This is a genomic window from Candidatus Villigracilis proximus (assembly GCF_016717045.1).
Lineage (GTDB): Bacteria > Chloroflexota > Anaerolineae > Anaerolineales > Villigracilaceae > Villigracilis > Villigracilis proximus.
Genome location: NZ_JADJUO010000002.1, coordinates 1 through 26,325 on the forward strand (window position 1 = coordinate 1; position 26,325 = coordinate 26,325).

Here is a 26,325-nt window from a genome sequence, read left to right on the forward strand (position 1 = left end):
CCTCTCCCCACGACAAACAAGGAACACAATGATCCCCAATCAATGGTACGGCATTCTCGAATCGAACGAAGTCAAAAAAGGGAAACCTATCGGCTTCACGCGCATGGGCGAAAAAATGGTCGCCTGGCGGAATCGCAGTGGACAGGACAGTGATGAGCGATCTGTGTCCGCATCGCGGCGTGGCATTGAGTGCGGGAAAACTGGTGGATGATTGCATCCAGTGTCCCTTCCACGGTTTTGAATATGATACTTCGGAGATTGCCGATTCATTCCAGCGAATGGAAAAAACGCAGAGCCGCCCAAAGCCATGCACGTCAAGCCCTATGTGACCCGCGAAGCTCACGATATTATTTTCCTCTGGTGGGGCGAGCCGCGCGCGAACGAAAATTATCCGCCTTTGCCGTGGTTCGAGAACATCAGCGCGGACATGGTCTACTCGACCATTCGCAACCATTGGAAGAATCATTACGCGCGAGCCATCGAGAATCAACTCGATGTAGTTCACCTGCCTTTTGTCCACTACAACACCATCGGCAGCGGAAACCGCGCACTGGTCAATGGTCCCGTTGCGAAGGAAATACAATTCGCCGCTGGCAGTTACCGTCTTGACGTGTGGGTGGATAATAAATCTGATCACGGTCAAAAGCCGATCAAGCCGTCTGACATGCCAGAACCTACACGGCGCCCGCTGATCCAGTTCTACTTTCCTAATCTATGGCAAAACTGGCTCTCAAATGATTTCCTTGTTTTCCTGATCTTCGTCCCGATCGATAACGAAAACACCATGATGTACCTGCGTCAATATCACAAAATGCGGATTCCCATTTTGCGCCAGTTATTTGAATTTTTCGGCGGACTTGGAAACCTGTATATTCTCAATCAAGACAAACGCGTGGTCATCACCCAGCGTCCATCGCGTCCTGATCTGGATATCGGTGAAATCCTGATCCCGGGCGATCATCCCATCGTGATGTATCGCAAACGCAGAAGAACGCTCATTGAGGAAGCACAGGCCAGATAAGAACAAGAAAACAAAACCAAAAAAGAAAACCTCGAAAGGGGGGTTGGGGAAGAAAGGGGGGGGGGGAGAGACGGGTTAGGGGGGAGGAAGAAAATGGGGGGGGGGGGGGGGTGGGGGGGTTTAGTCCCCAGGCCCCCCCCCCCCCCGGGCATACGCCCGCGTTGGGGGAGGGGGGTGGGGTGCAACCCCCCCCCCAACACCGAACGGCCACCCCGAAAACCCCTTTTTCCGCGGCCGCCGGGGGTTGGTGGGCCCCCCGGCCCCCCCCCCCCCCCGCGCCCACCGGGACCCCGGCGCCGGGGGGGGCGGGGGGGGGGGCGCGGGCGCGGGCGGGCGGGGGCGGGGGCCGGGGGGGGGTTTGGTGTTGTGTGGCGGGGGGGGGGGGGGGGGGCGGGGGGGGGGGGGCGCCGGGGCGGCCGGGCGTCTGCCCCCCGCGCCGCCGGGGGGGTGTTTTGGGGGGGGGGGGGGGGGGGGGCCCCGACCCGGTGGCCCGGGGCGGCCCCCGCGGGTTTTTTTTTTCGGGGGGGGGGTGGGGGGGGGGGGCGGGGCCGGCCGCGGGGGCGGCCCCTGGGGTGTTTCCGCGGGGGGGGGCGGGGCGGCTTTTTGGCTTTCGCGGCGGGTTATGTTTGGAGCATAGCCTTCTAGGTTGCGGACTTCGCTCCGATTTATGTTTGCCATGCAAAAATATTCACGACAACTTTTTACAGGCATTAAGTGTTATAAGCATGGTTGTCTAAACTTATCGTTGTTCCCATGGAGAAGCTATGTTATCGAATACATCGCGTTTACTGACTTATCTCTGCGCTGCCCTGTATGGAATTCTGGGAATGCTTTTATTTTTATTCCCCGAACAACTCGCGCCCGTCTTCGCCTGGAAGGTCACCGGCTTTATGACCATCACCATCGGCGGCTGGTGCTTGGGCAATGCCTGGCTGGCGTATATCGCCGCCCGCCGCTGGGACTGGCAGCGAGTCTATACTCAACTCATTTATTTATGGCTGTTCGGCATCGGGGAATTGCTTGTATTGTTTTTCTTCCGCGATAAGTTAAGACTCGAACATCCCATTGCATGGTTGTATTTCATCACACTCATCGTCAACACACTCGCCGCGTTCATTGGCATCTTTGATTATCTTCGCATTCGTCCATCCAATCAGTTGATCGGCGCAGGCCTCACAAAAGCTCAAAGTATGTTTGCCGTTGCATTTGTGATCTTCGTCGGCTTTCTCGGCTTGTATGGATTAATCGCACAGATCGGCGCACCCGGCACAAACGCGGGCATCTTTCCTGAAGTCATGTCTCTGTTCACCTTGCGCAGTTTCGGCGTTTTCTATTTTTCACTCGCGCTGGCGACCATCCCCTATTTTTGGGATAGAAGCCTGAACTCCATTCTGAGTCACGCCTTTGCCGCCTATGCATTAATTTTCTTCATTACCACCGCCGCTTTTATTTACATCGACCTCTTCAATTTTTCCGAGCGCCCGGGCGGGCTGGCTTATTTCGGCGCATATCTGGTCGTGGGCATCCCGTTACTTTTTGTCTTCTATAAATACGGCACAGGCAAATAATTTCAAGAACAGCCTTTGAGGAAAACTCGGAGGCTGTTTTATTATCGGCTAAAATGGATATATGACTCGCTGGCTTGACCCTCATCCTGTAGAAATCCCCGCTTCATTCTCAACCCTCAACCTGCCTCCGTTTATCGCGCAGATCCTGCTCCGACGGGGAATCAGCACACCCGAAGCAGCCGAAGCGTTCTTACATCCCGATGCGATTCCTTCCACGCCCTTTCCGAATATAGAACCCGCAGTGGAACGCATCCAATTGGCGATCCACAATCAGGAAAAAATTTGCGTCTGGGGTGATTTCGATGTGGACGGACAGACTTCCACGGCGCTGTTGGTGCAGGCATTCCAAGCGCTCGGCGCGGACGTTGTCTATTACATTCCAATTCGCGGCAAAGAGAGTCACGGCGTGCATGTCGACTCGCTCAAGCCGATCCTCGATCACGGCGCGACGTTGATCGTCACCTGTGACACAGGCATCACCGCCCACGAAGCCGTGGACTATGCCAACTCGCGCGGCGTGGACGTGGTCATCACCGATCATCATGATCTGGGCGAAACACTTCCAAATGCAGTTGCGATCATCAATCCCAAATTATTGCCAAAGGATCATCTGCTCGCAAATCTGGCGGGCGTTGGGGTGGCGTATAAATTAGCAGAAACTTTGTTGGACCGTAGACCATTGACCGTGGACCATGAAGCACCGTCCGCCGTCCACGGTCTACGGTCAGATGCGTTACTCGATCTCGTCGCTCTCGGTCTTATCGCCGATATTGCCTTGCTGAAAGGTGAAACCCGTTCGCTGGCACAAAAAGGGATTCAAGCCTTACGCGAAACCAAACGGCTTGGCATAAAAGTGATCGCTGAGTTATCGTCCACGCAACTCGAAACGCTGACCGAGGAAACGATCGGTTTTACCTTTGCGCCGCGCTTAAATGCGCTTGGCAGATTGGGCGATGCAAATCCGGCGGTTGAATTATTACTCACTCAAGATCCGGCGCGCGCGCGCCTGCTGGCCGCGCAAATTGAAGGATTGAATTCGCAGCGCAGATTATTGACAAGCAATGTTTATCTGGCCGCAGAAGCACAATTGAAAGCCAACCCCGATCTGTTGACTGAACCCGTGATCGTATTGTCACATCCCAACTGGCCGGGCGGCGTGGTGGGCATTGTCGCCAACAAACTCGTTGACCGCTATCACAAACCGGCGATCCTTAAAACGAATCCGAAGACGGGATTATGCGCGGGTCGGCGCGTTCCATTGAAGGGCTGCACATCACAGAAGCCATCGCCACCCAAAAAGAACTCCTGCGCGGATTCGGCGGACATCCCATGGCGGCCGGCATGTCTTTTGATGCCGATAAATTAATTGAATTCCGCAGAGGACTTGGAAAAGCGATCGAAAAACAGATGGGTACGATCGTGCGCGAAGAAGCCGCTTTGCAAATTGATGCATGGCTTGACTTAAACGAACTCAATCTTGAACTGGCAAATTCGCTGGAAATGCTCGCGCCTTTCGGGGCGGGAAACCCCGCGTTGACATTGGCCACGCGCAATGTGAGCTTAAAGTCTATTTCAACCATTGGAAAGACAAAAGAACATCTGCGTTTGACAATCGAAGATGAAGGCGGGAATGTTCAAAGCATTTTATGGTGGGGCGGCGCGGGCGAGGAAAAACCCGAAGAGGGCAGCAAGTTCGATATTTCCTATTCATTGCGAGCCAGTTCCTATCGCGGACAAAAGCAAGTCACAGTGCAATTTGAAGAATTCAGGATCGTTGAAGAAAAGCCTGTTGAAGTTCGGAAATCAAAAATCGAAATTAAAGATATGCGTTTGGAGTCAGCCAGCTTGCTGGCGAAACTACAGAAGCAAGCTCCTGCACTCCAAATTTGGGCCGAAGGCGCGGAGAAATCAAAAGGCAGATCACGTTTTGATCTACAACAAGTGGATGATTTTTTAATTTATACAACTCCCCCATCGCCGGTTGAATTGCGAAGGGCGTTGGAGATCGTTAAGCCAAAAACAATTTCAGTGTTTGCCATTCCGCCTGCGGAGGAAAAACCCGAAGAGTATCTTAATCGTCTGGCGGGTTTGTGCAAATATACGCTCAATAATTATGAAGGAAGAACGACGCTTGGCAAACTCGCGGCGGCCATGGCTTCACGCGAGAGCGCCATTGAATTTGGCCTGCAATGGCTTGCAGCCGCCGGACATGCATCTGTCAGCGTGGAAGATGATGCCGTGATTCTCTCTGCCGAAAAGCCGGAGGCGAACCCGTATTTACAGAAGGAGTTATATCTGGCCTTGCGCGGTATCCTCAACGAAATATCAGCTTATCGCAAATATTTTGCGACCGTGGAGGATGTGGCTGGTTTATTTGAGGTGCATTAAAAAAAGGAGAAGAGGGCATGACGAAGCCTGAGATCATTTCCTGGTTACTCGAAGGCGACCCTTCGATCCGCTGGCAGGTGCAACGGGATTTATTAAATGCCCGCCCTGCAAAGTATGAATTGGAGCGCAGGAAAATTGCAAAGGAAGGCTGGGGGAAGCGTCTGCTTGACCTGCAAGACTCCAGCGGACTTTGGGGCGGCGGGATCTATGGCCCGAAGTGGATATCCACCACGTATACCATGCTGACCTTGCGCCTGCTCGGGTTGCAGACGAATCATCCACAGGCTAAACAGGCGTGCAAAATTTTTCTTGATGAAGGTTTTTATACAGACGGGGGAATCAATTTCTTTTCATATTCATTGAAATACAGTGAAACTTGTGTCACGAGCATGATCCTCGCGTTGCTGGCCTATTTCCGATATCCCGATGAGCGCATCCATGCGATTGCTTCATTTGTGGTCGGCGAACAAATGTCCGACGGCGGCTGGAACTGCGAATCACCCAAGGGCGCGACACATTCATCATTCCATACAACGATCCAGCGCTGGAGGGATTATATGAATATGAGTGTCTCTTCCCGGAAAAGAAAAAGCAAATCAGCAAAGTCCGCGCCCGTGGACATGAATTCCTGCTGGCGCATCGCCTGTACAAATCGCACCGCACAGGCAAGGTCTTCGACTCAAAGATGACGACCATGCCCTTCCCGCCGCGCTGGAAATATGACTTCATCCGCGCACTGGATTACCTCCGCAGTTGTGACGCGCCGCGCGACGAACGCATGTCCGACGCAATTGAATTACTGCAAATGAAACAAAAAAAGATGGAACCTGGCCGATGAACAGCGGCATGACGGGAGTAAAATATTTCGATCTTGAAAAAGCTGGTCAACCCAGCAGGTGGAATACGTTAAGGGCGTTGCGGATTCTAAATTGGTGGGATAAAAAAATACCAGTTGAGATGGCCGCACCTATTTCTCGAAGTCAATAAAATCATCCACACCAAACTGGCCTTCATAATAGGTCAATAGTGTTTCGGTTTTGCGCAAAAACTCAGAGTCGCGCCCTTCTGGTTCTGTTCCCTTAGACTCCAAAATCTCTTTATGGGTAATCAAACGCTCACGAAAGCTAAGCGCAGACGAAGCCGGCAAAAGCGGCTAGATCTCGCGGATTAAACTCAGAGTCTCCCGAATTGTGGATAATGCTTCGGGCAATGCAATATCATTATCAAGAAGTCGTTTTAGCACAACACACTTGTAATTCCTGCAAGTACGCGGATAGTTTGGAGATGTATACACCGTGCATATTCCATTCCAAAGCGGGCATGGCTGCGTGAATCCGCGCTGACGGGGGTCATCTCGAATGACAGTCAAGCCGAGAGATTCAGCGGGGTCTAATGCCTGGACGTTAAGTCTCACGGACGCAAAAAGATGACCCGAACAACACAATCCGCAGGACTTGCAGAGAATATTAGAGGGAGATCCGTTAGTATTGGCAGGGTTGGGCATAAGTTTCAGATCCGTTTTTTTATGGTTCGTATCCCTGCAAGGCGAGCGCGACGGCTGCATTCATATGTATTTTTGCACCCTCTTCCCACGCAGACTCGAACTCCTCCGTGCTCATTTTGCTTTTGAGCAGTTCAATGTGCTTATCATAATCGGGGCGGTCAACGGGAGGAATAACTATTCCAAATTTCTTACGCAGGGCATCGGAACAGCCAAACCAGCGCGCAGATTGTACAAAATCATTTTGCAGCAGGAATAATTTGGCAAGGTTGTCAAAGATTTCGGAGAAATGGATATATTCTTGGAGTTTGTTTCTCAGAAACAGCGATCTTTGATAATGCCGGGTCGCGGCGGGGAAGTTGCCTGCCACGCGTTCCACCTCTGCCAACCCATACCAGGAGACGCCTGTATTGTTTTGTCCTCCCACCTTCTCCATTTGGGCGATGCTCTTCTCAAAATAGTTGCGCGCCTCTTCGATTTGTCCTGAATGGAATAACACCAATCCATATCTCCCCATTGTAAACCCGGCAAACTCATCCCATTGCATTTCTTTGAGAGCCTTGAAAAGTGCTTCATAGGTCTGGCGGGATTTTTCCAGTTCTCCTGTTATCAAGGCAAGCCAACCATCATGGACCTGAATATAAATATTCTCCTGAGCCTGATTGCCGCTTTTTGACGAATAGTCATTGGCTTCTTGATAATATTTTTTTGCCAAGTCATACTCTCCCTGCAGGATGGCAATATCCGCCAGATGCCAGAGCGTGTATTTCGCTCTAGGTTCATCCATCAGTTCCCGGTAGGCATACAGATTTGCCTCAAAGTTTTTTTGCGCCCTAACTAAATTTCCGCGGGACAAATCCCTGTAGGACAGGGCACCTGAATGCTGTAAGGCGAATCGGTCATAGCCAAGCTTGAAAAAAATGTCCCGCGCCTGCGAATCCATCTCGTCGCATTTTTCCAGATTGCCGTTATTCATATTTAAATCTGCCAACGCGCTGAGCGCCCAAGCGACGTCCGCTTCATTGCCAGCCGCTCGCGCTCCATCCAACAGTTTCACCGCGTTCTCTTCGGCAGCCTTGGGGTTGTTACCTGTCATGAACAGTCCGGTTAGCAAACCAAATGCGTGCCATGATCCCGCCGGAAAATTGAGTTCCTGCAATAATCTGGTTGCTTTGTGGCATATCTCCATTGCGAAAGGCTCGGTAAGAAAATTTAATTTTACGCCACCCATCAATTCAATCTTTAGCGCAAGCAGTAAGCCATATCCAGCTGTTCGGCACAGGATTTCATCCTTTTCCACCAGCAGTACGACTTCGTTGAGATAATTGACTGCCTCGGAGGCTAGTCCGCGGTGTAACCAGTAAAAGTTCAGCGCGTTGCAGATGCGCATGGCACAATTGCCATCGCCAATCTCGACCGCCCACCACAATGCCGCACGGATATTCTCTTGCTCAGCATCCAGCCTCCTAAGCCAAGTCTCCCCGTTGTTCTTGAACAGTTCAGGCTCAACCTGTTCCACCAATTTGACAAACGCCTTACAGTGACGATTGCGCATTTCCACGCCATCACCAGATTCAAACAGCTTCTCACGCGCATATTGGCGGATGGTTTCGAGGATACGATAACGTGTATTCCCATTTTCTTCTTCAACTGCGACCAGTGACTTATCAACCAGATGACCAAGCATATCGAGAATATCCAGCGCATCCAGTTTTTCATCGCCGCAGATTTGCTCTGCCAGTTCAAGAGTCCAGCCGCCGGAGAAGACCGCCAGGCGACGCAGCAATAATTTTTCAAGATCTGTCAGCAAGTCATAAGACCAGTCGATCAGTGCGCGGAGAGTCTGCTGGCGGGGTAAGGCAGTGCGGCTGCCACCGGTCAACAAGCGGAAGCGATCATCGAGGCGGGACATGATCTGCTCGACCGACATGCTCTTGGCGCGCGCAGCGGCGAGTTCCAACGCCAGAGGAATCCCATCGAGGCGGTAGCAGACTTGAGCGATGGCAGATGCGTTTTCCTTTGTCACGGCGAAACGTGGAGAGACCAGCAATACGCGGTCAATGAAAAGTCTCACAGATTCGTATTGGGTCAGTTGGTTGAATTCAGGCAGGTTCTTTGGATTCGGCGCTGAAAGGGAAGGCACGTGCCATGAGACTTCTCTGCTCACACCCAATGATTCGCGGCTGCTTGCCAGTATCTTTACGTTCGGCACTGACTTCAAAATCGCTTGCGATATTTTCGCACATGCTTCGATCAGGTGTTCGCAGTTGTCCAAAATAAGGAGTAGATTCTTTGCACGCAGATATTCTTCCAATGTTTCCTGCGCGGTTTTGCCTTTTTGTTCGCTAACAGACATGGCGGAAAGGATTGTTTGCGGCACGAGCTCAGGATCGGAGAGGGAGGCAAGTTCAATGAACCAAACACCATGCGGATACGCATCCAGCACATCGGCCGCCAGTTGCAATGAGAGCCGTGATTTGCCCGTTCCTCCGGGACCGACGAGAGTCACAAGACGATGTGAATTGAGTTCCTCTTTAACTTCAGCAATTTCCTTTTCGCGCCCGATGAAGCTGGTCAACTGTGCGGGTAAGTTGTTGGGAATGGCGCTCAATGTTTTCAAAGGCGGGAAATCACGCATCAGGCCGGGCACTTCCACCTGCCAGAGATGTTCCGTGTTGAGCAATCCCTTCAAGCGTTGTTCGCCCATATCACGCAAGGTAACGGCTGGCGGAAGTTCGCCGCGCGTCAATTCTGCGCTGGCGTTGGAGAGCAATATCTGGCCGCCATGCCCCGCCGACATGACGCGATTGACACGCGCCAGAGCCGAGTATCCGGTATAACCACCTGATGCATCATCAACATTCCCAACCTGGGCCGCTCCGGTGTTGATCCCCATGCGGACTTTGATCGGCGCAGGATCCCATGCTTCGGCTTGCAGCATTTGCTGAGCAGAAAACGCCGCTTTCAGAGCATCGGGCGCGGTATGGAATGCGGCGCAAAACTCATCGCCCACGATCTGAAAGACATAGCCATTATTAGATTCAATAGCACTGCGCAAAATTTCATGGTGACGATTGCGCAAGGTTTCCCACTGATCTGGATAGGCTTGTGCGATTCCAGTGCTGCCTTCGATATCAGTGAACATAAAGGTTACAGTGCCGGTTGGAAGAGTATTCATATGATTTCCACTGCCTATAATGAGTGATATAAAAAATCGAAACCGCTAAAAATATCTACCCTGATTGTGACAAGAGTACACATATTTATAAAAAGACCCTGACGGTTTTTAAAAACCTTCAAGGTCTGACAGCAATTACATTGGCAACCCCAACTCCATCAACTTCTCTTTCGTCGGCCAGCCCTTCTCATCCCAACCGCGGACTTTGTAAAACTCGGGCAGCATCTTATCGAGCTCCACGACCTTGCCTTTGGCGGGGCCATCGGGCAGCGGCTCGTGCAACATACGGTGCGGAAGTGTATCTTCGGTGGAGCCAGCCTTGAGCAGGAACATGCGCTCCAGGTTATACACGCGCTCGGCGGCTTTCAATGCTTCTTCGGGTGTATATCCCGCGCCCGTGGATAAGTTCATCATCTCGGCGAGTCTTTCGGGAAGAATCATGCGGTCTTTGTTGAAGGCGTAACGAATGGCAACGAAGACACACAAACCAGACGAGTCCATCAACGCAAACGAATCTTCAAAATGTTTGACGAGTTCAGGCTTGCCTTCGGTGGTCAGCGGATTCTCTTTGACAGGCACACCGAAGACTTCTTCGTACGCCACGTCACCTTCCATGTGTGACGCGCCTTTATTCGATGTGGCATACAGCAAGCCCATGCCCTGCGAGCCGCGCGGATCGTAGCCGGGGAATTCCTGCTTGCGTGTGGTGACTGCAATTTCAGGATGACCATATTTTTCCGCGAGGCGGTAACTGCCCTGCGCGAGGTCTTTTCCAAAGCCTTTGTTATACGCCATCAACTTGATCATTTCGATCATCGCATCATGGTCGCCAAACTTCAACGGCATGCCAATGATCTCTTCAGAAATATATCCCTTCTCATACATTTCCATCGCGGCGGCGATCGTCATGCCGGTTGTGATGGTGTCCATGCCATATTCGTTGCACAGATAATTCGCTTTGAGCAGCGCGGCGAGGTCGCTCACACCGCAGCCCGTTCCCAGCGACGAAATCGTTTCATACTCGGGGCCTTCGCCCTTGCCCTTATATTTTCCGTCGGGCACTTCGGTCAAACGTCCGCACGAAAGCGGACAGCGATAACAAGGCGTGTGGCGGATCAAATATTGATTCTTGAGCGCATCGCCATCAATATTATTCACATGCTCAAACGTGCCTTGCAAAAAATTCCGTGTCGGCAAAATACCAAGCGTGTTGGTCACCTGCGGCACATACGACGTTCCGTAAATGCGCATGTTCGAACCCTTCTTCACATCCGCGCCCACATTCTTGGACGTATCCACGCTCAACGCGCATCCCTTCGGGGTTGTACAGCGGCGGGTTTTTATTTCCCATCGCCACAACCGCTTTGAGATTCTTGCTGCCCATCACCGCACCAACTCCAGAACGAGCCGCCGCGCGATGTTTGTCATTCATGATCGCCGCCATCAACGCGAGGTTCTCCCCCGCAGGGCCAATACATGCGACTCTCGCATCAGCAGATGTTTCTGCCTTTAGGATATCTGTGGTCTCATGCGTATCCTTCCCCCAAACATGCGCCGCAGACCTAACCTCAACCTGATCCTCGTTTACGTAGAGATATACCGGCTCTGACGATTTTCCCTCAAAGATGAACATGTCGAATCCCGTGCGTTTCATCCATGTCGGGAATTCACCGCCCGAATTGGAATGCGCCAATGCACCCGTTAACGGGGACTTGGTGACGACCATATAGCGGTTCCCCGTCGGCGCGGGAGTCGCGGTCAATGGGCCAGTGGCGAAGATCAACTTATTCTCCGGCGAAAGCGGATCAGTCATCGGGTCCATTTCTTTGTACAAATAATGGATCGCCCATCCGCGCCCGCCGAGGTAATCACGCGCGATCTTCGGGTCAACATCTTCAGTAGTGACTTTATGGGTGGTGAGGTTTACTCGTAAAATTCTGAGGTGCCAGCCGTACATGGGAAACTCCTGTTGGGGAAAGGATGAATTAGGAATGATGAAGGATGAAAGAAGAAAGAGGAAAGAATTCCTTTGTGTTCCTTCGTTCCTTTGTGGTGAAAAAGATTATCCGCCAGCGATCGCGGAAAATGCTGTGACCATGTCACCTTCAATGAGCGGCGTATTCATATCCACAGTCAGGCCGTTCAACACAATCACGCTTTCATCGTTAAGGGGAATGTCAAAACGCGAGATCGCCTCATAGACTGTTGTCCCAGCGGGGACATCCAACTCCACCACACCGTGCTTTGCTTCGGGCGGCAGGACTTCACGATAGTTGGCGATCAGTTTAACGTGGATCATCATTTGTGGATTCTAGCACGAAAGGAGATAAAATAATAATTATGAAAAGACAACTCCCCTATCATGGCTCATGTTTCGTCTGCGGAACGGATAACCCGCACGGTATTGGCATCACCATGTTCATAGATGACGATGGTATTCTCACTTCTGAGTTTACATTGAATGAAGCGCATCAAGGTCCGCCGGGATATTCACACGGCGGCGCGTCTGCAGCGATTTTAGATGAAGCTATGGGACTCGTCGTTTGGGCCGCAGGGCACAAAGTGGTGGCAGTTAATCTGGAGATCAACTACCGCAAACCGCTTCCACTGATGCAGCCGCTGATCGTCGAAACACGTATCACCAAAATCGATGGGCGGAAAATATTCTCGACAGGCGAAATCAAACTCGCAGATTCAACTGTCGCCGTGAGTGGAAGCGGAATCTACGTCTCCGCGCCGCATCTATTTGAACAAGTCAGATTGAAAAGGGAGACTTCATGAAAACCATCGGACTGATCGGCGGGATGAGCTGGGAATCATCCATCGAGTATTATCGCATCATCAATGAAACAGCGAAGGAAAAGCTGGGCGGGCTGCATTCTGCAAAAAGTTTAATGGTCACTGTTGATTTTGCTGAGATCGAAAAATTACAACACGAAGACCGCTGGGATGAAGCCGCGCAGATTCTAATAAAGTGCGCGCAAGACCTCGAACGCGGCGGCGCAGATTTTATTGTGCTGTGTACCAACACCATGCACAAACTCGCAGACCAGATCATTGCCAATGTCAATATTCCATTTTTGCACATTGCAGATGCAACCGCGCAAAAAATTACAGCGGCAGGCATCAAGAAAATTGGCCTACTTGGCACGCGCTTTACAATGGAACATGATTTTTACAAAGGCCGTTTGATCCAAAATTTCGGACTGAATGTACTGATTCCAAACGAAGCAGACCGCGAGATTGTCCATCGTGTGATCTATGATGAGCTGGTTCAAGGCAGAATCGTGGATAGTTCACGCGAAGAATATAAACGCATTATAAAATCGCTCATCACACAGGGCGCACAGGGAATTATTCTTGGATGCACTGAAATTGAATTGCTCGTCAAACAGGAAGACAGCACAGCGCCGCTCTTTCCAACCACAAGCATTCACGCAATCGCCGCCGTTGAATATGCATTGAAGCAAACATGAAAATAAATATTTTTATATTTCTTGGGTTGCTATTAAGTGCCTGTATTACCTCGCCTACATCAGTACCAACGGTCACCGCCAGCGCGCCATTTGTGCTCAAGTCGGCAGATAACCCATACGCCCCCAAAACGGAAGATGCCAATCTGCAAATTGGCGGCGTGGAATTAACTTCACTCAACCTTTCGGAACAGGTGGAAAACACTCCTGTCCGCGTGGAATTAAGATTCACAGGCTCCCTGCCGCGCGCCTGCAATGAATTACGCATTGACGTAGGCACACCAAACGACGAATATCAAATCCTTGTCACAGTCTATAGTCTGGTGGATATAAAAATAGAATGTGAAAATGTATTCCAGCAATTTGAAGCATCTGTGTTATTGGGCGTCTACTCGGCAGGCAGATATACAGTTTGGGTCAATGGCGGTCTGGTCGGGGATTTTGTAACTTATTAGTTCTTCGGGAACTTTCCCGTCATCCATTCGTTATCTATATATGGGCTGCACAGCCTTTAATTTCAACTTACGCAAAAATATAAATGGGACTGCGGGCTTCAAGTCCGCGATCAAAAAAATTAACCTTCTCGAAGAAAATTGCGTAAGGCGGGTTAATCATTCATTCTTTTGGAGAAATACATGAAACAGATGTCCTTCATCGCACTGACCCTTCTGCTGATCCTCACAGCCTGTACGCCCACCGCAACCGAAGTCCCCACGCCTGCCGCGGTAAACACAAACCCCGAGCGCGGTAACGCCTATCTTGATTCAGCTGAGCTGCTCATCATGGAAAGTTTCCCGCTTCAATTTACCCTCGCGCTGAAAGGTAATCTTCCAACATCCTGTCATGAGTTAAAAGTGGATGTCAGCCTGCCTGACACCGAAAACAAAATTTTAGTGGATGTGTATTCACTCACACAGCCTGATCTGATCTGCGCACAAATGCTGGCTCCATTTGAAAAAAATATCCCACTCGGAAGTTTCCCCGCCGGGCATTACTTTCTCTGGGTCAACGGAGAACTGCTCACCGAATTCGACGCCTAACAAAATTGGACGCAGATCACTTCGCGCAGAAAACGCTGATCTCAGTTTTTATCTGCGTGAATCAGCGTTCATCTGCGTCCACCAAAAAAGATTCATTCTTCCCTGCTGACCGCGCCCACTCTGGCATTTGTCAACTTCACCAGATCATCCACCCGTAATTGAATATCCAGTCCGCGCTGACCGCCTGAGATATAAATTTTCTCAAACCGCTGCGCGGCAGAATCGATCACCACTTGAAATCCTTTATGGATCAATGCCAGCGGAGAAATTCCCCCCGCCTGCAAACCGGTCAACTGCTCGGCTTCACGCTCAGTCGGCAAATGCACTTTCTTTTCACCTAAAAACGCCGCCAGCAGCTTCAAGTCCACCTCACGCGGGCCGGGCACAAGCGCCAGCACAGGCTTCTTTTTTTCGCGTACGATCACGATCGTCTTAAAAACCTCTTCGGCAGAAACGCCCATAAAATCAGCAGCTTCCACAGCGCCAAGTTTTTCAAACGGCAGCTCATGCGCGGCATAAAACACCTTGTGCGCATCTAAAAATCTGGTTACATTATTTGTGACAGTCATCTTTTATAAAATCCTGTACAATTATAAACACAAAGCGGATAAAGTACCGCGCTTCATTCTTAACTTCAACCTGTTCCCCGTCAAAAGAAATGCTCCACACCCAGACAATCACCACCCAATCCCCACCCAAGCACAGGAGGCTGTAAATGATAAGCACAGACGTACTCTCGCAATTTGGACTATTTCAAGGACTGCCCGAATCGCTGATGACAGAGATCGCCGCCATCAGCAGCGAAGTTTCTGCCAAACAAGGTGACTTTATTTTTCGCGAAGGTGAAAAGCAGACAAACTTCATTTCCTCTTAAACGGAAGTATTGCCTTGCGCGTCAAATTAACCTCACGCCCCGACACAGTCACCGTTTCATTTATCTCAACCCCCTTTCAAAGTTTCGGGTGGTCAGGCGTGGTTCCACCTTATCACTACACCTCCAGCGCCGAATGTGACGAAGATTCAAAACTATTTATTATTCCCTCCGAACCATTCATGAAGCTTCTTGAGAAAAATCCTGAATCCGGATTCAAGATCATGCAGCGCATCACAATCATCATCGCAGACCGGCTGCGAAACAGCCATCAAGCACTTCTGAAAACCATCTAAACACAAAATTACCGCAGAGACTGTGGAAGTCCAGCAGCTCTGCGGTAATCTTTTAAGACAAAGCACTGCCAGGCATCGGGAAATAAATCAGCATCACACCCTCCCTCGCAATTTGCACAACAAGCGGTAAAATAAATCATGAAATCAACAAACACCGCCATCCCTCTCGAAAAGCTATTTGAACAACTGCCAGAAAACTACACCGTCGCAGACCGCGAATTGGTGCAGCGTGCCTATCGAGTGGCGGAGGAAGCGCATCGCGAACAAAAGCGTCACTCAGGGGAACCTTATATCAATCACTGCATCTCCGTGGCCGGCATATTATCCGAGCTAAAAGTACCGCCGGAGGTCATCGCCGCTGGACTGCTGCACGACACAGTCGAAGATACCACCGTCACCCTGGCCGATATCCGCCGCGACTTCGGCGACACCGTAAAAATTCTCGTGGACGGCGTAACAAAACTCACCCATCTGCCGCGTGTCTCACGCGGAGATTCTCACGCTGAAAACGGCACAAACGGACAGGAAACCGAAGACATCGTCATCGCGCCCGCCCTGCTCGGACGCAAGGAAGATATCGTCTCAGAAACATTGCGCAAGACCTTCCTGGCCATGGGTGAAGATGTACGCGTGATCTTCATCAAACTGGCCGACCGGCTGCACAATATGCGCACGCTCAGTCACATGCCGGAGCATAAACGCAAACGCATCGCGCAGGAAACCCTCGATATTTTCGCCCCGCTCGCAAACAGACTCGGCATCTGGCAGATCAAATGGGAGTTGGAAGACCTCGGCTTTCGCTACGTCAACCCTGAAAAATATAAAGAGATCGCAGAGTTATTAACCGAAAAAAGACCAGACCGTGAAGCCCAGCTTGAAGCCATTAAAGAAAATCTAGTAAAACTGCTCGAAAAAAATAACATCAAAGCTGAAGTCAGCGGCCGCCCCAAACACATCTACTCAATTTATAAAAAAATGCAAAAGAAGGATAAGCCCTTCGACATGGTGCGTGATGTGCGTGCCGTACGCTTGATCGTGCCGGATGTCCCATCCTGCTACGCGGCATTGGGAGTCATCCACACCACATGGCGCCCCATTCCCGGCGAATTTGATGATTACATCGCCGCGCCAAAAGATAACTTTTACCAATCCCTGCATACTGCGGTCATCTACGATGATAAACGCCCGGTCGAAGTACAGATCCGCACCCATGAAATGCACCTCAATGCCGAATATGGAATTGCCGCGCACTGGCGTTATAAAGAAGGCACAAAACATTCAGACAAGAATTACGAGAGCCGTATCAACTCACTGCGTTCGATGATGGAATGGCGGTCAGATGTAAACGACGCGGCGGAATTTGTCGAATCGATGCAAAGCGATGTATTCAAAGACCGCGTCTACATCTTCACCCCGCGTGGTGACATCATCGACCTGCCAGCCGGCTCCACCCCGATCGACTTCGCCTATCACGTCCACACAGACATTGGACATTGCTGCCGGGGCGCGCGCGTGAATGGAAAACTTGTCCCATTGTATCAAGAGTTGAAGACCGGCGATCAAGTTGAAGTATTGACAGCGAAGCGTGGCGCACCCAGCCGCGACTGGCTAAATCTAAATCTTGTGTTGGTACGCACACAGCGTGCCCGTTCAAAGATCAAGGTCTGGTTCAAGAAACAGGAAGATGAGCAGAACCTCTCACAGGGTCGCAGCACACTTGAACGCGAACTTCAGCGGCTCGGACTGACTGATATCAATTTTGAAAATATGGCGCGTGATCTCGAATTCAAAACACCGGATGAAATGTTCATTGCGCTTGGCAATGGCGATCTTTCCGTCAGCAAGATCATCAAGCAATTCTCACAACAGGAGGAAGCCAGCGATATTTTTGAGGTCAATCCATCTGCCGCGCCGGCCACTTCAACAAACGCCATCGAGGTGGTGGGGCTTAAAGGAATGCTCTCCACCATGGCACGCTGCTGCAACCCCATGCCCGGCGACCAGGTGGTCGGTTTCATCACCCGTGGACGCGGCGCAACCATTCACCGCCAGGATTGCCCCAACATCCTGCAAACCAAAGACCGCGAACGTCTGCTGCAAGTGGGCTGGGGACATGTGGAACGCACCTATCCCGTGCCGATCAAGATCAAAGCATACGACCGTCAGGGGCTGGTCAGCGATATTTCAAATTTACTTTCAGATGAAAGCATCAACATCGCCGATGTAAAAGTGAACGTCAACCGCAGCATGGCAGACCTGAGACTCATTATCGAAGTCAAAGACCTCACCCAGCTCAGCCGCATTCTGACCCGCATTGAAAATCTACCCAACGTGATGGAAGCACACAGAACCAATCCCGGTTAATTCCGTTGCGGCAAAATTAATCTCCAACATAACTAAGGTATAATCTCGGCGCTTCAGCCATGTTATCTGTCACCGAAGCGCGCGAGCGCATCCTCTCTGTTTTTCAAACGACCGCATCAGAAACCATTTCACTGATCGAAAGTTCTGGCCGCATATTGGCAGTGGACATTGCCGCGGCAAACGACCTCCCCCTTTTCAACAACTCAGCCATGGATGGATTCGCCATCCGCAGCGTGGACTCATCCAACGCCGCGCCCGCATCTCCCTTAACCTTGAGCGTGGTCGCAGACATCCCCGCCGGATCAGCCGGCGCGCATTATGACAGGCGCACAAGTCCCGCAGGCGCTGACGCTGTCATCCCCGTCGAACATACCGATTTTAATGAACGCTCAGCAGGGCAGCCCGCGCCGCAACATGTGACATTCACCCGCATTGTAAAAACTGGCGAGAACATCCGTTTGCGCGGAACAGATCTACCAGCGGGAAATATGGTTTTGAAAAAAGGACATTTCCTTAAGCCGCAGGATTTGGGATTGCTCGCCATGCTTGGCATTGCGAATATACAAGTTTATAAAAAACCACGCATTGCCTTGCTTTCCACCGGTGACGAATTGTTAAAAGTAGACGAGCCATTAACTGCCGGCAAGATCCACGACTCAAACTCCTATGCACTGGCCGCTTTGATCGAAAGCGCAAACGCAGAAGTTATCTATCTGGGCATCGCAAATGACACCCGCGAATCTGTTAAGTCATTATTACAAAAAGCCATCGCTGAAAATGTCGATTTGATCGTCTCTTCAGCAGGTGTAAGTGTGTGCGCATTTGACTTTGTACAAGACCTCATTGAATCCAACGGCAGCTTGAATTTTTGGCGTGTCAATATGCGACCCGGAAAACCGCTTGCGTTTGGTGAATACAACGGCAAGCCATTCATTGGATTGCCGGGTAACCCTGTTTCAGCCTTTGTTGGGTTTGAGGTCTTTGTGCGTCCCGTGCTTGAAAAGCTGAGCGGCCGATCAGACAGAAGCAAACCCACAGTTAAAGTAAGATGCGGCGAAGAAATCGAGTCTGATGGTCGTGAAAGTTATCTGCGGGCAAAAATTCGCAATGAGAATGGCATCCACACTGCAACATTAACCGGCAATCAAGGCTCAGGAAATTTACTCTCGTTGGTGCAGGCGGATGCTTTACTAATCATCCCCGCTGGTGTAAAATGCGTGCCTGTTGGCCAGGAAGTGGATGCAATACTATTATGAGGAAAAATGGATAAGTGGCTCTATCGCGCATCAATTGCGCTTGTGATCGTAGGTTTGCTTGTTTCAATTTACATGACCATCTACAAAGTCACATCCAACAACTCGATGTGCCTTGGTTCTGGTGATTGCTCCACAGTAAATGCCAGCATCTATTCTGAAGTGAATGGAATTCCAGTGGCTGTGATCGGTGTGCTGGGGTATCTGGCAATTCTTGTCGTTCACTATTTTGAGAATCGAAACCGGTTCTTCAAAGAAAACAGCACGTTAATGATCTTCGGCATGGCGCTGACAGGATTTCTTTTCACCGTCTGGCTGATCTATGTTGAGATCGCACTACTGAAAGCGCTCTGTCCGTTTTGTCTTACATCACAGGCCGCAATGACCCTTATTTTTATCATTGCTGTCATTCGCCTGATAAAACAACCCAACTCTTAGGAGGAAGCCAAATGCCCCGTATTAAATGTCACTATGCAGATTGTGTGTTCGTTGATGAAGGTTATTGTTCCGCCGCGGCCGTGGAGATCGACCCAGATACCGGATGCGCCACCTATTCCCCCACCGATGATGCCGCCGCGAAAGTGGACGAGTTCGACGACGAAGATGAAACCGAAGAATGGGATGAAGAAGAAGGCGACGAAGAAGACGATGACTGGCTTGATGACGAAGACGAGTTTTAGCATCCCGCTTCTTTTTAACTAAAAATTGAATCTAAAAACTAAAAGCCTTCTCTGCGCGAGAAGGCTTTTTTTAATCTAAATCCACTTATTTCAAAAGGATCAACTCGTGATTTGATATAACAACACACCCGCCGCGACAGCCAAATTAAGCGAGCTGACCCGTCCCTGCATGGGCAGGGATACAGTCACATCACAGGCGGCAGTTTGTTCGGGGGATAATCCCTTTTGTTCGTTGCCGAGCATTAATATCCACGGGGTTTGCGGGACGAGGGTTTTATAATTCACATCGGCTTTGGCAGATGTGCCGATCAATTGATACTTTCCCGCACGTGACCATTCAATAAATTTATCAAAGGAAGTTTGAATCACTGGCTTCCAAAATAATGTACCCATGCTGGCGCGGATCACGCTGGGATGATACAACTCCACGCCGCCATCCAGCAGGAAAAGCGCATCCGCACCGACTGCGTCCATTGAGCGCAGAATGGTGCCCACATTGCCCGGGTCTTGCGGAGCGACCAACGCCACCGCGCGCGTTACCGGCTTTGCATCTTTAAGCAACCCCTTCTTTTGATGCACCATAGCGATAATCCCCTGCGGATTTTCCTTATCAGCCAGAGTTTCCATCACTTGCGCAGTGACAGGCTGAGGCTTGAAAGAGAAGCGGGTAATCAGATCATGCGCAAAGGGACTGGTCAACACGCCGGATGAATACAGGATGGTTTCAACGTCCCAACCGGCTTCCACGGCCTCACCGACATGATGAATCCCTTCCACAAGAAATAGGCCGGTTTCATTTCGTATTTTCTTCTGGCGCAAAGCGCGCGCCTGTTTAATTAATGGGTTACTCGGACTGGTTATTAATGGCTTTTGCATATCCCCATTGTAAATGATTATTGCTGAATCTCGTCAACCAGCCAAAAGATTTTAACCGTCCACAGAGAGCACGGAGAAAAGAAAATCTTTGGCAAGAATTTTTCCAGCCAATACTTTTATCCATTTTCTACACGTGATAAGATGAACTTATTCCGCTTAGTTTAATAGGTATCAATCATAAGGAACAACCATGAGCACACTTACACAAAAAACATCACGGATTAATTACTGGAAATTCGCGCTTTGGCTGGCGATCTTTACTGTGTTCTACAATATCGCCGAAGGATTAATTTCCATCTTCTTTGGCATCAGCGATGAAGCCTTGACCCTCTTCGGCTTCGGCGTGGACTCGTTCATTGAGGTGATGTCTGGCATTGGGATTCTCGCCATGGTCATCCGTATTCAGCGCAATCCTGATGCGCCACGCTCAGGTTTTGAGATCACAGCCTTGCGTGTGACCGGCACCTCTTTTTATCTTCTAGGCATTGGGCTTGGTGCAAGCGCCATCTATAATTTATTCACCGCCCATAAACCAGAAACGACACTGCCCGGTCTGATCATTTCCATCATTTCGATCGGGGTGATGTGGCTGTTGGTGGCAGGCAAGCGCAAAGTGGGGCGTGCGCTTAACTCCGTTCCGATTCTTGCAGATGCAAATTGCACACTGGTCTGTATTTACATGTCTGTCATTCTGCTAATTTCCAGCCTCGTCTATGAATTGACAGGATTTGGTTTCGTAGACAGCATTGGCGCATTAGGCTTGATCTATTTCTCGGTCAAAGAAGGGCGCGAGGCTTTTGATAAAGCCAAAGGCATTGAGTGTGACTGCGAAGACGAGAATTGCAAAGACTAAATAACTCTGTCCTTCGACTTCGCCTCGCATTGTCCCGATGCAGTTGCGGGAGGATGCCTACTTGCTGCAGATCGGCCTTCGCTCGCATTGTCCCTGATGCAGTTGCGAGAGGATGTCCTTCGACTACGCCGCGAAGATCGCGCGGCTCCGCTCACACTGTCCCGATGCAGTTGCGGGAGGATGCATAGGCGAGGGTCGTTTATAATTACTTCATGAAATATTTTCAAAGATTGACGTATATACTTTTTCTTTTTCTAACTGCATGTCAATCGTTCACTTCTTCGATCACGATCATGGACGGAGATCAAACATATCAAGTCGATTCCAGCAACAAGGATTTGATTCCTTTACTAACACAAGCCAGTGTCATCCTTGGGATCAATGACCGGATATTGGTCAACGGAATTGAAACACCGCTCGATCAAACCGCCCCGACTGCTGATTCGCTTACGATCCAAATTCGCCGCGCTGTGACATTAACTCTCGACACGCCTGGCGGATCGCAAACGATCTCAACCTCCGCGCTGACAGTGGGACAGGCATTAAGCGAAGCAGGTTTTACGTTAACTCAAAATGATCTGGTCGCTCCATCTGCTGAGACACCCATTACACAGGCAATGACAGTCACATTTAGACCCGCGCGCGACCTGACAATTCTTGTCGGTGAGAACGCGGTGAATATCCGCTCGGCTGCGGAGACGGTTGGCGAGGCACTTGCCGAAGCTGGGATTCCGCTCATTGGTTTTGACACCAGCTCCCCGCTTGAGAGCGAAGCGCTTCCGTCTGATGGTCAGATCCGCGTGGTACGAGTCTATGAATCCGTGAGCGTGGCATTGGAGCCCATCCCATTTCAAGTGGAAGTTACTGATTCAGTGGATGTCGCATTTGGAGAAGAGGAAATCATTCAGCCCGGCGTGGAAGGCATCGCGATGGTGCGCACGCGCATCCGCTATGAAGATGGAAAAGAAGTAAGCCGCACGACCGAAGGTGAAACTGTGATGCGCCAACCGCGAAATCGCATTGTGGCAAGCGGATCAAAAATTGTGCTGGCTCCAGTTGGCGGTGACATTCCATACGAATATTGGTACGCGACAGAAATGTACGCTTCGGTGTATTCGCCCTGCGCTTCGGGCACAGGCGGCTGCTCTTATGGAACTGCAAGCGGTGCGCGTGCAGGTCAGGGCATTGTAGCTGTGGATTATTCGATCTATAGTTATCTGGCAGGTATGCAAGTTTATGTTCCGGGCTATGGGATTGCCACCATCGGCGACACAGGCGGCGGACCGATCATCGAAACCGCTTTCGGCGTACCGCGCACAAAATGGATCGATCTAGGATTCAACGAAGGCGAGCTGCGAAACATGACCGGCTGGGTTACTGTTTATTTTCTTGCCCCCGCACCGGCTGAGATTCCTTATTTTTTGAAATAATCATTCAAAAAAAACTTCTGAAAGATTATTTTATTTCCAAAAGATTTCAGAAGTTTGAGACAATGTATGACACCATCACAAAAAAAGATCATCACCACACTTTCAATCATAGCCTTCGTGCTTTTTCTCGCAGTAGGACTTTACGCATTCCAAAATTATCAAGTCTTTGCCAAACAGCCACTTGGTCCCGGTCTTCCATTTTCAGAATTACAACTCCCGCCTACATGGACTCCCACTGTTGGCACTCCCGCCGGCATGGTCACGCTTGTTCCCACGATCTCGATTCCAGCCACCAACACCCCCCAACCCATGTGCGGCGGACCGTACATTATGAACATCGTTGCAGTTGGCGCAGACTCTCGTTCGGTTAATTATCAATACGGACTGAGCGATGCGATCCGTCTGGTGCGCGTTGATTTTGTAACTCCCAAAATAACCGTGCTCGAATTTCCGCGTGACTTATGGGTAAAGATTCCGCATATCTCCGATAATCTAAATGGCATAGACGAAGGAAAATTAAATCAGGCTTATTTATTCGGCCAACCCGGTGACGGCTTTCATTATTGGGATGACCCGAGCGCCGGCCCGGGCTTGCTTTCACTAACTCTCAATCTTAACTTTGGCGTGCAGGCCGATCACTATGTGGCGGTCAACATGCGCACCTTCGTAAAAATTGTCAACGCAGTGGATGGAATTGACATCGATGTTAAAGACAAGACCATGTCGCACAATACAGACTTGCCAGTGGGTGTAAATCATCTGAATGGCGATCAGGCACTTAAAGTGGCTCGCAATCGTCAGGAAGGCGGCTTTCAACGCGCCAACAATCAAAACATTGTTCTGTGCGCGCTGCGAAAAAAAATAGCGAGTCCAAATGTAGTGACACAAATCCCCGAGTTGATCGAATCCTTTCGAGATAACATCCTGACCGATTTCACACCCGAACAACTTACCCAACTGGCCTGTCTTGGCACAAGAATGCCCACAGAAAATATTGTCTTCGCCAGTTTCCCCGAAGAAATTTTCACGCCCACCCGTCACATTCCCGATGTCTATGGCAACAATCCCAACGGAACCTTTATCTGGGATGTAGACTTCAACATTATTCGAGATTACGTCACACGCTTTCACGCAGGCACATGGCCTGAACCCAAGATCAACATCCCCACTACAGAAGAAGAGACCGAGGTCGTTTGCGAATGAGTCAATTTAGCTCCATCCCCACGCTTGATGCAATTGCGGTACTCAAGCGTTTCCATATCCGCGCTGATAAAAGTCTCGGTCAAAATTTTTTACAGGATTCATCCGCGTTGGAAAAGATCGCCCTTGCCGCAGAGATTCAGGCGGATGACTGCGTCCTGGAAATTGGTCCCGGCCTCGGAAGTTTAACCCGCTATCTGGCTGTCTCTGCCAAAGAAGTGACAGCGATCGAACTGGACCGTGACATGCTTGCCCCACTAAAGGCAGTTCTCACGCCTTATCAGAACGTGCGCGTGATCCACGGCGATATTCTTAAAACTTCCGTTTCAGAAGTCATCAACACACCCGATTATCTGGTGGCCGCGAATATTCCATACTACATTACGTCCGCTGTGATCCGGCATCTGCTCGAAAGCAATCCAAAGCCGCGCCGTATCGTACTTACCATTCAAAAAGAAGTTGCCGAACGCATCTGCGCCAAGGCCGGTGATCTAAGTCTGCTGGCTTTAAGTGTACAAGTCTACGGAAAACCAAGCCTCGCAGCCATCATCCCCGCTGAAGCCTTTCACCCCGCCCCCAAAGTAGACTCGGCCATTTTACGGATTGATATTTATAAAGAGCCGCTCATTCCCAACGATCTGCTAAAAACTTTCTTTGACCTTATCAAAGCCGGGTTTAGCCAAAAACGAAAAACACTGCGCAACTCACTATCTTCAGGAATGCATGTCTCCACAAAAGATTCAGAAGCCCTGCTCACTTCCGCAAATATAGATTACATGCGCCGGGCAGAGACTCTCTCCATTGAAGAGTGGAAGGGAATGTGCGAGATATTGAAAAAGTAAAACATTGAATAAACATGAAAAAAGCCTCGCGGAAATTATTCCGCGAGGCTTTTCAATCCTAAATCTAAAATCCTAAATCAGAAATTGATTTAGGTTCCTTCTTCCCAGGAATTCAAGTAGTGCAACTGCTCATCTGTGAGCATATCAATATGAATGCCCATGGAAAGCAATTTGAGGCGGGCGATTTCATTGTCGATATCGGTTGGGACGGAATAAACTTTCTTCTCCAACTTGTCTGCATTCTTGGCCATATATTCAGCAGACAAAGCCTGATTGGCGAAGGACATATCCATCACGGAGGCAGGGTGACCTTCAGCAGAAGCGAGGTTGATCAAGCGGCCTTCGCCGAGGATGTTGATCTTGCGGCCATCTTTGGTGGTGTACTGTTCAACGAACGGGCGGACGAGGTTGGGCTCACCCACGCTCATTGCAGCGAGGGAAGGAATGTTAATCTCAACATTGAAGTGACCGGAGTTGGCAACAATTGCGCCGTCTTTCATCACTTCAAAGTGATGCTTATCCAACACGTTGATATCGCCGGTAACGGTGCAGAAGATGTCGCCGATCTTGGAGGCCTCGGTCATTGGCATGACCTGGAAACCGTCCATAACGGCTTCGAGAGCCTTCATTGGATCGATCTCGGTCACAATGACCTGAGAGCCCATACCGCGTGCGCGGGAAGCGAGACCACGTCCGCACCAGCCGTAGCCAGCGACGACGAAGTTCTTGCCTGCCAACAACACATTGGTGGCGCGGATGATGCCGTCCACAGTGGATTGGCCGGTGCCGTAGCGATTATCAAAGAGATGCTTGGTCAACGCATCGTTCACAGCGATGACAGGGAATTTCAAAACTTTGTCAGCTTCCATCGCCTTCAAGCGAATAACGCCCGTGGTGGTCTCTTCGGTGCCGCCGATGACGTTCGCGAGCATTTGCGTGCGTTGTTCAGCGGTTAAGCCCTGAGCCCATGAAGCAAGGGAAGGCTCAAGTTTTTCGAAGCGTCCCATTTCGATGAAGAACAGGGAGGAAACGAGGTCAGCGCCATCATCCTGGGTCATGTGGGGCATGTGCTCCAACGCGGCGCGGATGTGTTTGAAATAAGTAACCTTGTCTTCGCCTTTGATCGCATATACAGGGATTTCGTACTGACTGACCAAAGCGGCAGCCACATCATCCTGTGTGGAAAGCGGATTTGAAGCAGTGAGGACGATGTCTGCGCCGCCTTCCTGAAGGGTGATCATCAGGTTCGCGGTTTCGGTGGTCACATGCAAACAACAGGAAAGGCGCAATCCCTTAAGGGGTTTTTCTTTCTTAAAACGTTCGCGAATGGAACGAAGAACGGGCATTTCGCGTTCAGCCCAATCAATACGGCGGCGGCCACCTTCGGCCTGAGCCAGATCTTTTACATCATAGTTATCCATTTATTTCTCCTTTAGTTATGCTTCAGATCACGGATTTCCAATCCGCAACATTTTTAATTCTAAGGCTTGA

At 50.3% G+C, this 26,325-nt stretch carries 30 protein-coding genes; 22 read left to right on the forward strand and 8 right to left on the reverse strand.

What is annotated here, in order from left to right:
* The 8 genes from IPL71_RS03240 to IPL71_RS03270 form a co-directional block, all read left to right on the forward strand.
* Nucleotides 1-211, forward strand: a 211-nt coding sequence (locus IPL71_RS03240; RefSeq protein WP_514130739.1) for a Rieske (2Fe-2S) protein, incomplete at its 5' end; no start/stop codon positions are given.
* The gene (locus IPL71_RS25740; RefSeq protein WP_514130738.1) at nt 153-329 is read left to right on the forward strand and encodes a Rieske 2Fe-2S domain-containing protein; all 177 of its coding nucleotides are present in this window, start codon (nt 153-155) and stop codon (nt 327-329) included. The genes IPL71_RS03240 and IPL71_RS25740, both read left to right, overlap by 59 nt.
* Entirely contained in the window at nt 308-1,021 is a 714-nt protein-coding gene (locus tag IPL71_RS03245) for an SRPBCC family protein (protein ID WP_345318823.1), read from the forward strand. Before IPL71_RS25740 ends, IPL71_RS03245 begins: the two co-directional genes overlap by 22 nt.
* Before the next feature lie 764 nt (nt 1,022-1,785).
* The gene (locus tag IPL71_RS03250; protein ID WP_345318825.1) at nt 1,786-2,589 is read left to right on the forward strand and encodes a hypothetical protein; all 804 of its coding nucleotides are present in this window, start codon (nt 1,786-1,788) and stop codon (nt 2,587-2,589) included.
* Nucleotides 2,590-2,650: 61 nt separating this feature from the next.
* On the forward strand, nt 2,651-3,955 hold the full coding sequence (locus tag IPL71_RS03255) for a single-stranded-DNA-specific exonuclease RecJ (RefSeq protein WP_345318827.1): 1,305 nt from the start codon (nt 2,651-2,653) through the stop codon (nt 3,953-3,955).
* Complete coding sequence (locus tag IPL71_RS03260) at nt 3,862-4,977, forward strand: single-stranded-DNA-specific exonuclease RecJ family protein (RefSeq protein ID WP_345319114.1); 1,116 nt, start codon at nt 3,862-3,864, stop codon at nt 4,975-4,977. Before IPL71_RS03255 ends, IPL71_RS03260 begins: the two co-directional genes overlap by 94 nt.
* 17 nt (nt 4,978-4,994) lie before the next feature.
* Nucleotides 4,995-5,666, forward strand: coding sequence for a prenyltransferase/squalene oxidase repeat-containing protein (locus IPL71_RS03265; RefSeq protein ID WP_345318829.1), 672 nt, complete (start codon nt 4,995-4,997; stop codon nt 5,664-5,666).
* Between the two features lie 5 nt (nt 5,667-5,671).
* A complete protein-coding gene (locus IPL71_RS03270; protein ID WP_345318831.1) occupies nt 5,672-5,815 on the forward strand; it encodes a hypothetical protein in 144 nt (47 codons plus the stop codon).
* Nucleotides 5,816-6,130: 315 nt separating this feature from the next.
* Here the strand turns inward: IPL71_RS03270 and IPL71_RS03275 are convergent, their stop codons facing one another.
* From IPL71_RS03275 to IPL71_RS03295, 5 genes are all read right to left on the reverse strand, one after another.
* Nucleotides 6,131-6,391 (reverse strand): hypothetical protein, encoded by a 261-nt coding sequence (locus IPL71_RS03275; protein ID WP_345318833.1) that lies wholly within the window; start codon nt 6,389-6,391, stop codon nt 6,131-6,133.
* A 109-nt stretch (nt 6,392-6,500) separates the two neighbouring features.
* A complete protein-coding gene (locus tag IPL71_RS03280; protein ID WP_345318835.1) occupies nt 6,501-9,656 on the reverse strand; it encodes a tetratricopeptide repeat protein in 3,156 nt (1,051 codons plus the stop codon).
* Nucleotides 9,657-9,791: 135 nt separating this feature from the next.
* Nucleotides 9,792-10,907 (reverse strand): aldehyde ferredoxin oxidoreductase C-terminal domain-containing protein, encoded by a 1,116-nt coding sequence (locus IPL71_RS03285; RefSeq protein ID WP_345318837.1) that lies wholly within the window; start codon nt 10,905-10,907, stop codon nt 9,792-9,794.
* The gene (locus IPL71_RS03290; RefSeq protein ID WP_345318839.1) at nt 10,819-11,613 is read right to left on the reverse strand and encodes an aldehyde ferredoxin oxidoreductase N-terminal domain-containing protein; all 795 of its coding nucleotides are present in this window, start codon (nt 11,611-11,613) and stop codon (nt 10,819-10,821) included. The genes IPL71_RS03285 and IPL71_RS03290 overlap by 89 nt, the downstream gene beginning before the upstream one ends.
* 105 nt (nt 11,614-11,718) lie before the next feature.
* Nucleotides 11,719-11,958, reverse strand: coding sequence for a MoaD/ThiS family protein (locus IPL71_RS03295; protein WP_345318841.1), 240 nt, complete (start codon nt 11,956-11,958; stop codon nt 11,719-11,721).
* A gap of 38 nt (nt 11,959-11,996) precedes the next feature.
* On the opposite strand from IPL71_RS03295, the gene IPL71_RS03300 reads away from it, so the two are divergent.
* From IPL71_RS03300 to IPL71_RS03315, 4 genes are all read left to right on the forward strand, one after another.
* Complete coding sequence (locus IPL71_RS03300; protein WP_345318843.1) at nt 11,997-12,437, forward strand: PaaI family thioesterase; 441 nt, start codon at nt 11,997-11,999, stop codon at nt 12,435-12,437.
* Nucleotides 12,434-13,132, forward strand: a complete 699-nt coding sequence (locus tag IPL71_RS03305) for an aspartate/glutamate racemase family protein (protein ID WP_345318845.1) — start codon at nt 12,434-12,436, stop codon at nt 13,130-13,132. The genes IPL71_RS03300 and IPL71_RS03305 overlap by 4 nt, the downstream gene beginning before the upstream one ends.
* Nucleotides 13,129-13,584 carry a hypothetical protein gene (locus tag IPL71_RS03310; protein ID WP_345318847.1) on the forward strand — a complete coding sequence of 152 codons (456 nt, stop codon included), beginning with the start codon at nt 13,129-13,131 and terminating at the stop codon, nt 13,582-13,584. Before IPL71_RS03305 ends, IPL71_RS03310 begins: the two co-directional genes overlap by 4 nt.
* Before the next feature lie 180 nt (nt 13,585-13,764).
* Nucleotides 13,765-14,169, forward strand: a complete 405-nt coding sequence (locus tag IPL71_RS03315; RefSeq protein WP_345318849.1) for a hypothetical protein — start codon at nt 13,765-13,767, stop codon at nt 14,167-14,169.
* Between the two features lie 92 nt (nt 14,170-14,261).
* Here IPL71_RS03315 and IPL71_RS03320 read toward each other — a convergent pair whose 3' ends face one another.
* Nucleotides 14,262-14,738 carry an aminoacyl-tRNA deacylase gene (locus IPL71_RS03320; RefSeq protein WP_345318851.1) on the reverse strand — a complete coding sequence of 159 codons (477 nt, stop codon included), beginning with the start codon at nt 14,736-14,738 and terminating at the stop codon, nt 14,262-14,264.
* A 146-nt stretch (nt 14,739-14,884) separates the two neighbouring features.
* On the opposite strand from IPL71_RS03320, the gene IPL71_RS03325 reads away from it, so the two are divergent.
* The 6 genes from IPL71_RS03325 (at nt 14,885) to IPL71_RS03350 (ending at nt 19,633) form a co-directional block, all read left to right on the forward strand.
* Nucleotides 14,885-15,043 carry a cyclic nucleotide-binding domain-containing protein gene (locus IPL71_RS03325; protein ID WP_345318853.1) on the forward strand — a complete coding sequence of 53 codons (159 nt, stop codon included), beginning with the start codon at nt 14,885-14,887 and terminating at the stop codon, nt 15,041-15,043.
* Nucleotides 15,044-15,057: 14 nt separating this feature from the next.
* The gene (locus tag IPL71_RS03330) at nt 15,058-15,336 is read left to right on the forward strand and encodes a cyclic nucleotide-binding domain-containing protein (RefSeq protein ID WP_345318855.1); all 279 of its coding nucleotides are present in this window, start codon (nt 15,058-15,060) and stop codon (nt 15,334-15,336) included.
* A 138-nt stretch (nt 15,337-15,474) separates the two neighbouring features.
* Nucleotides 15,475-17,700 carry a RelA/SpoT family protein gene (locus tag IPL71_RS03335; RefSeq protein ID WP_345318857.1) on the forward strand — a complete coding sequence of 742 codons (2,226 nt, stop codon included), beginning with the start codon at nt 15,475-15,477 and terminating at the stop codon, nt 17,698-17,700.
* A gap of 59 nt (nt 17,701-17,759) precedes the next feature.
* On the forward strand, nt 17,760-18,956 hold the full coding sequence (locus tag IPL71_RS03340; RefSeq protein ID WP_345318859.1) for a molybdopterin molybdotransferase MoeA: 1,197 nt from the start codon (nt 17,760-17,762) through the stop codon (nt 18,954-18,956).
* A 6-nt stretch (nt 18,957-18,962) separates the two neighbouring features.
* On the forward strand, nt 18,963-19,391 hold the full coding sequence (locus tag IPL71_RS03345) for a vitamin K epoxide reductase family protein (RefSeq protein ID WP_345318860.1): 429 nt from the start codon (nt 18,963-18,965) through the stop codon (nt 19,389-19,391).
* Nucleotides 19,392-19,402: 11 nt separating this feature from the next.
* Nucleotides 19,403-19,633 carry a hypothetical protein gene (locus IPL71_RS03350; protein ID WP_345318862.1) on the forward strand — a complete coding sequence of 77 codons (231 nt, stop codon included), beginning with the start codon at nt 19,403-19,405 and terminating at the stop codon, nt 19,631-19,633.
* Between the two features lie 99 nt (nt 19,634-19,732).
* Here IPL71_RS03350 and IPL71_RS03355 read toward each other — a convergent pair whose 3' ends face one another.
* A complete protein-coding gene (locus IPL71_RS03355) occupies nt 19,733-20,509 on the reverse strand; it encodes a TrmH family RNA methyltransferase (protein WP_345318864.1) in 777 nt (258 codons plus the stop codon).
* A gap of 190 nt (nt 20,510-20,699) precedes the next feature.
* On the opposite strand from IPL71_RS03355, the gene IPL71_RS03360 reads away from it, so the two are divergent.
* From IPL71_RS03360 to rsmA, 4 genes are all read left to right on the forward strand, one after another.
* On the forward strand, nt 20,700-21,362 hold the full coding sequence (locus IPL71_RS03360) for a cation efflux transmembrane domain-containing protein (RefSeq protein ID WP_345318866.1): 663 nt from the start codon (nt 20,700-20,702) through the stop codon (nt 21,360-21,362).
* Nucleotides 21,363-21,655: 293 nt separating this feature from the next.
* Complete coding sequence (locus IPL71_RS03365; RefSeq protein WP_345318868.1) at nt 21,656-22,792, forward strand: resuscitation-promoting factor; 1,137 nt, start codon at nt 21,656-21,658, stop codon at nt 22,790-22,792.
* Nucleotides 22,793-22,858: 66 nt separating this feature from the next.
* A complete protein-coding gene (locus IPL71_RS03370) occupies nt 22,859-23,995 on the forward strand; it encodes an LCP family protein (protein ID WP_345318870.1) in 1,137 nt (378 codons plus the stop codon).
* Entirely contained in the window at nt 23,992-24,834 is an 843-nt protein-coding gene (gene rsmA, locus IPL71_RS03375; protein ID WP_345318873.1) for a 16S rRNA (adenine(1518)-N(6)/adenine(1519)-N(6))-dimethyltransferase RsmA, read from the forward strand. Before IPL71_RS03370 ends, rsmA begins: the two co-directional genes overlap by 4 nt.
* Nucleotides 24,835-24,923: 89 nt before the next feature.
* On the opposite strand, the gene ahcY is transcribed toward rsmA, so the two are convergent.
* On the reverse strand, nt 24,924-26,255 hold the full coding sequence (gene ahcY / locus IPL71_RS03380) for an adenosylhomocysteinase (protein ID WP_345318875.1): 1,332 nt from the start codon (nt 26,253-26,255) through the stop codon (nt 24,924-24,926).
* Nucleotides 26,256-26,325 lie beyond the last annotated feature (70 nt).

Bases quoted from the DNA above. Each gene is read 5' to 3' on its own strand.
- IPL71_RS25740 (WP_514130738.1), top strand. From the start codon at position 153: ATGAGCGATCTGTGTCCGCATCGCGGCGTGGCATTGAGTGCGGGAAAA.
- IPL71_RS03245 (WP_345318823.1), top strand. From the start codon at position 308: ATGCACGTCAAGCCCTATGTGACCCGCGAAGCTCACGATATTATTTTC.
- IPL71_RS03250 (WP_345318825.1), top strand. From the start codon at position 1,786: ATGTTATCGAATACATCGCGTTTACTGACTTATCTCTGCGCTGCCCTG.
- IPL71_RS03255 (WP_345318827.1), top strand. From the start codon at position 2,651: ATGACTCGCTGGCTTGACCCTCATCCTGTAGAAATCCCCGCTTCATTC.
- IPL71_RS03265 (WP_345318829.1), top strand. From the start codon at position 4,995: ATGACGAAGCCTGAGATCATTTCCTGGTTACTCGAAGGCGACCCTTCG.
- IPL71_RS03270 (WP_345318831.1), top strand. From the start codon at position 5,672: ATGCCCTTCCCGCCGCGCTGGAAATATGACTTCATCCGCGCACTGGAT.
- IPL71_RS03280 (WP_345318835.1), bottom strand. From the start codon at position 9,656: ATGAATACTCTTCCAACCGGCACTGTAACCTTTATGTTCACTGATATC.
- IPL71_RS03285 (WP_345318837.1), bottom strand. From the start codon at position 10,907: ATGCGCATTTACGGAACGTCGTATGTGCCGCAGGTGACCAACACGCTT.
- IPL71_RS03290 (WP_345318839.1), bottom strand. From the start codon at position 11,613: ATGTACGGCTGGCACCTCAGAATTTTACGAGTAAACCTCACCACCCAT.
- IPL71_RS03295 (WP_345318841.1), bottom strand. From the start codon at position 11,958: ATGATGATCCACGTTAAACTGATCGCCAACTATCGTGAAGTCCTGCCG.
- IPL71_RS03300 (WP_345318843.1), top strand. From the start codon at position 11,997: ATGAAAAGACAACTCCCCTATCATGGCTCATGTTTCGTCTGCGGAACG.
- IPL71_RS03305 (WP_345318845.1), top strand. From the start codon at position 12,434: ATGAAAACCATCGGACTGATCGGCGGGATGAGCTGGGAATCATCCATC.
- IPL71_RS03310 (WP_345318847.1), top strand. From the start codon at position 13,129: ATGAAAATAAATATTTTTATATTTCTTGGGTTGCTATTAAGTGCCTGT.
- IPL71_RS03315 (WP_345318849.1), top strand. From the start codon at position 13,765: ATGAAACAGATGTCCTTCATCGCACTGACCCTTCTGCTGATCCTCACA.
- IPL71_RS03320 (WP_345318851.1), bottom strand. From the start codon at position 14,738: ATGACTGTCACAAATAATGTAACCAGATTTTTAGATGCGCACAAGGTG.
- IPL71_RS03325 (WP_345318853.1), top strand. From the start codon at position 14,885: ATGATAAGCACAGACGTACTCTCGCAATTTGGACTATTTCAAGGACTG.
- IPL71_RS03335 (WP_345318857.1), top strand. From the start codon at position 15,475: ATGAAATCAACAAACACCGCCATCCCTCTCGAAAAGCTATTTGAACAA.
- IPL71_RS03340 (WP_345318859.1), top strand. From the start codon at position 17,760: ATGTTATCTGTCACCGAAGCGCGCGAGCGCATCCTCTCTGTTTTTCAA.
- IPL71_RS03345 (WP_345318860.1), top strand. From the start codon at position 18,963: ATGGATAAGTGGCTCTATCGCGCATCAATTGCGCTTGTGATCGTAGGT.
- IPL71_RS03350 (WP_345318862.1), top strand. From the start codon at position 19,403: ATGCCCCGTATTAAATGTCACTATGCAGATTGTGTGTTCGTTGATGAA.
- IPL71_RS03355 (WP_345318864.1), bottom strand. From the start codon at position 20,509: ATGCAAAAGCCATTAATAACCAGTCCGAGTAACCCATTAATTAAACAG.
- IPL71_RS03360 (WP_345318866.1), top strand. From the start codon at position 20,700: ATGAGCACACTTACACAAAAAACATCACGGATTAATTACTGGAAATTC.
- IPL71_RS03365 (WP_345318868.1), top strand. From the start codon at position 21,656: ATGGACGGAGATCAAACATATCAAGTCGATTCCAGCAACAAGGATTTG.
- IPL71_RS03370 (WP_345318870.1), top strand. From the start codon at position 22,859: ATGACACCATCACAAAAAAAGATCATCACCACACTTTCAATCATAGCC.
- rsmA (WP_345318873.1), top strand. From the start codon at position 23,992: ATGAGTCAATTTAGCTCCATCCCCACGCTTGATGCAATTGCGGTACTC.
- ahcY (WP_345318875.1), bottom strand. From the start codon at position 26,255: ATGGATAACTATGATGTAAAAGATCTGGCTCAGGCCGAAGGTGGCCGC.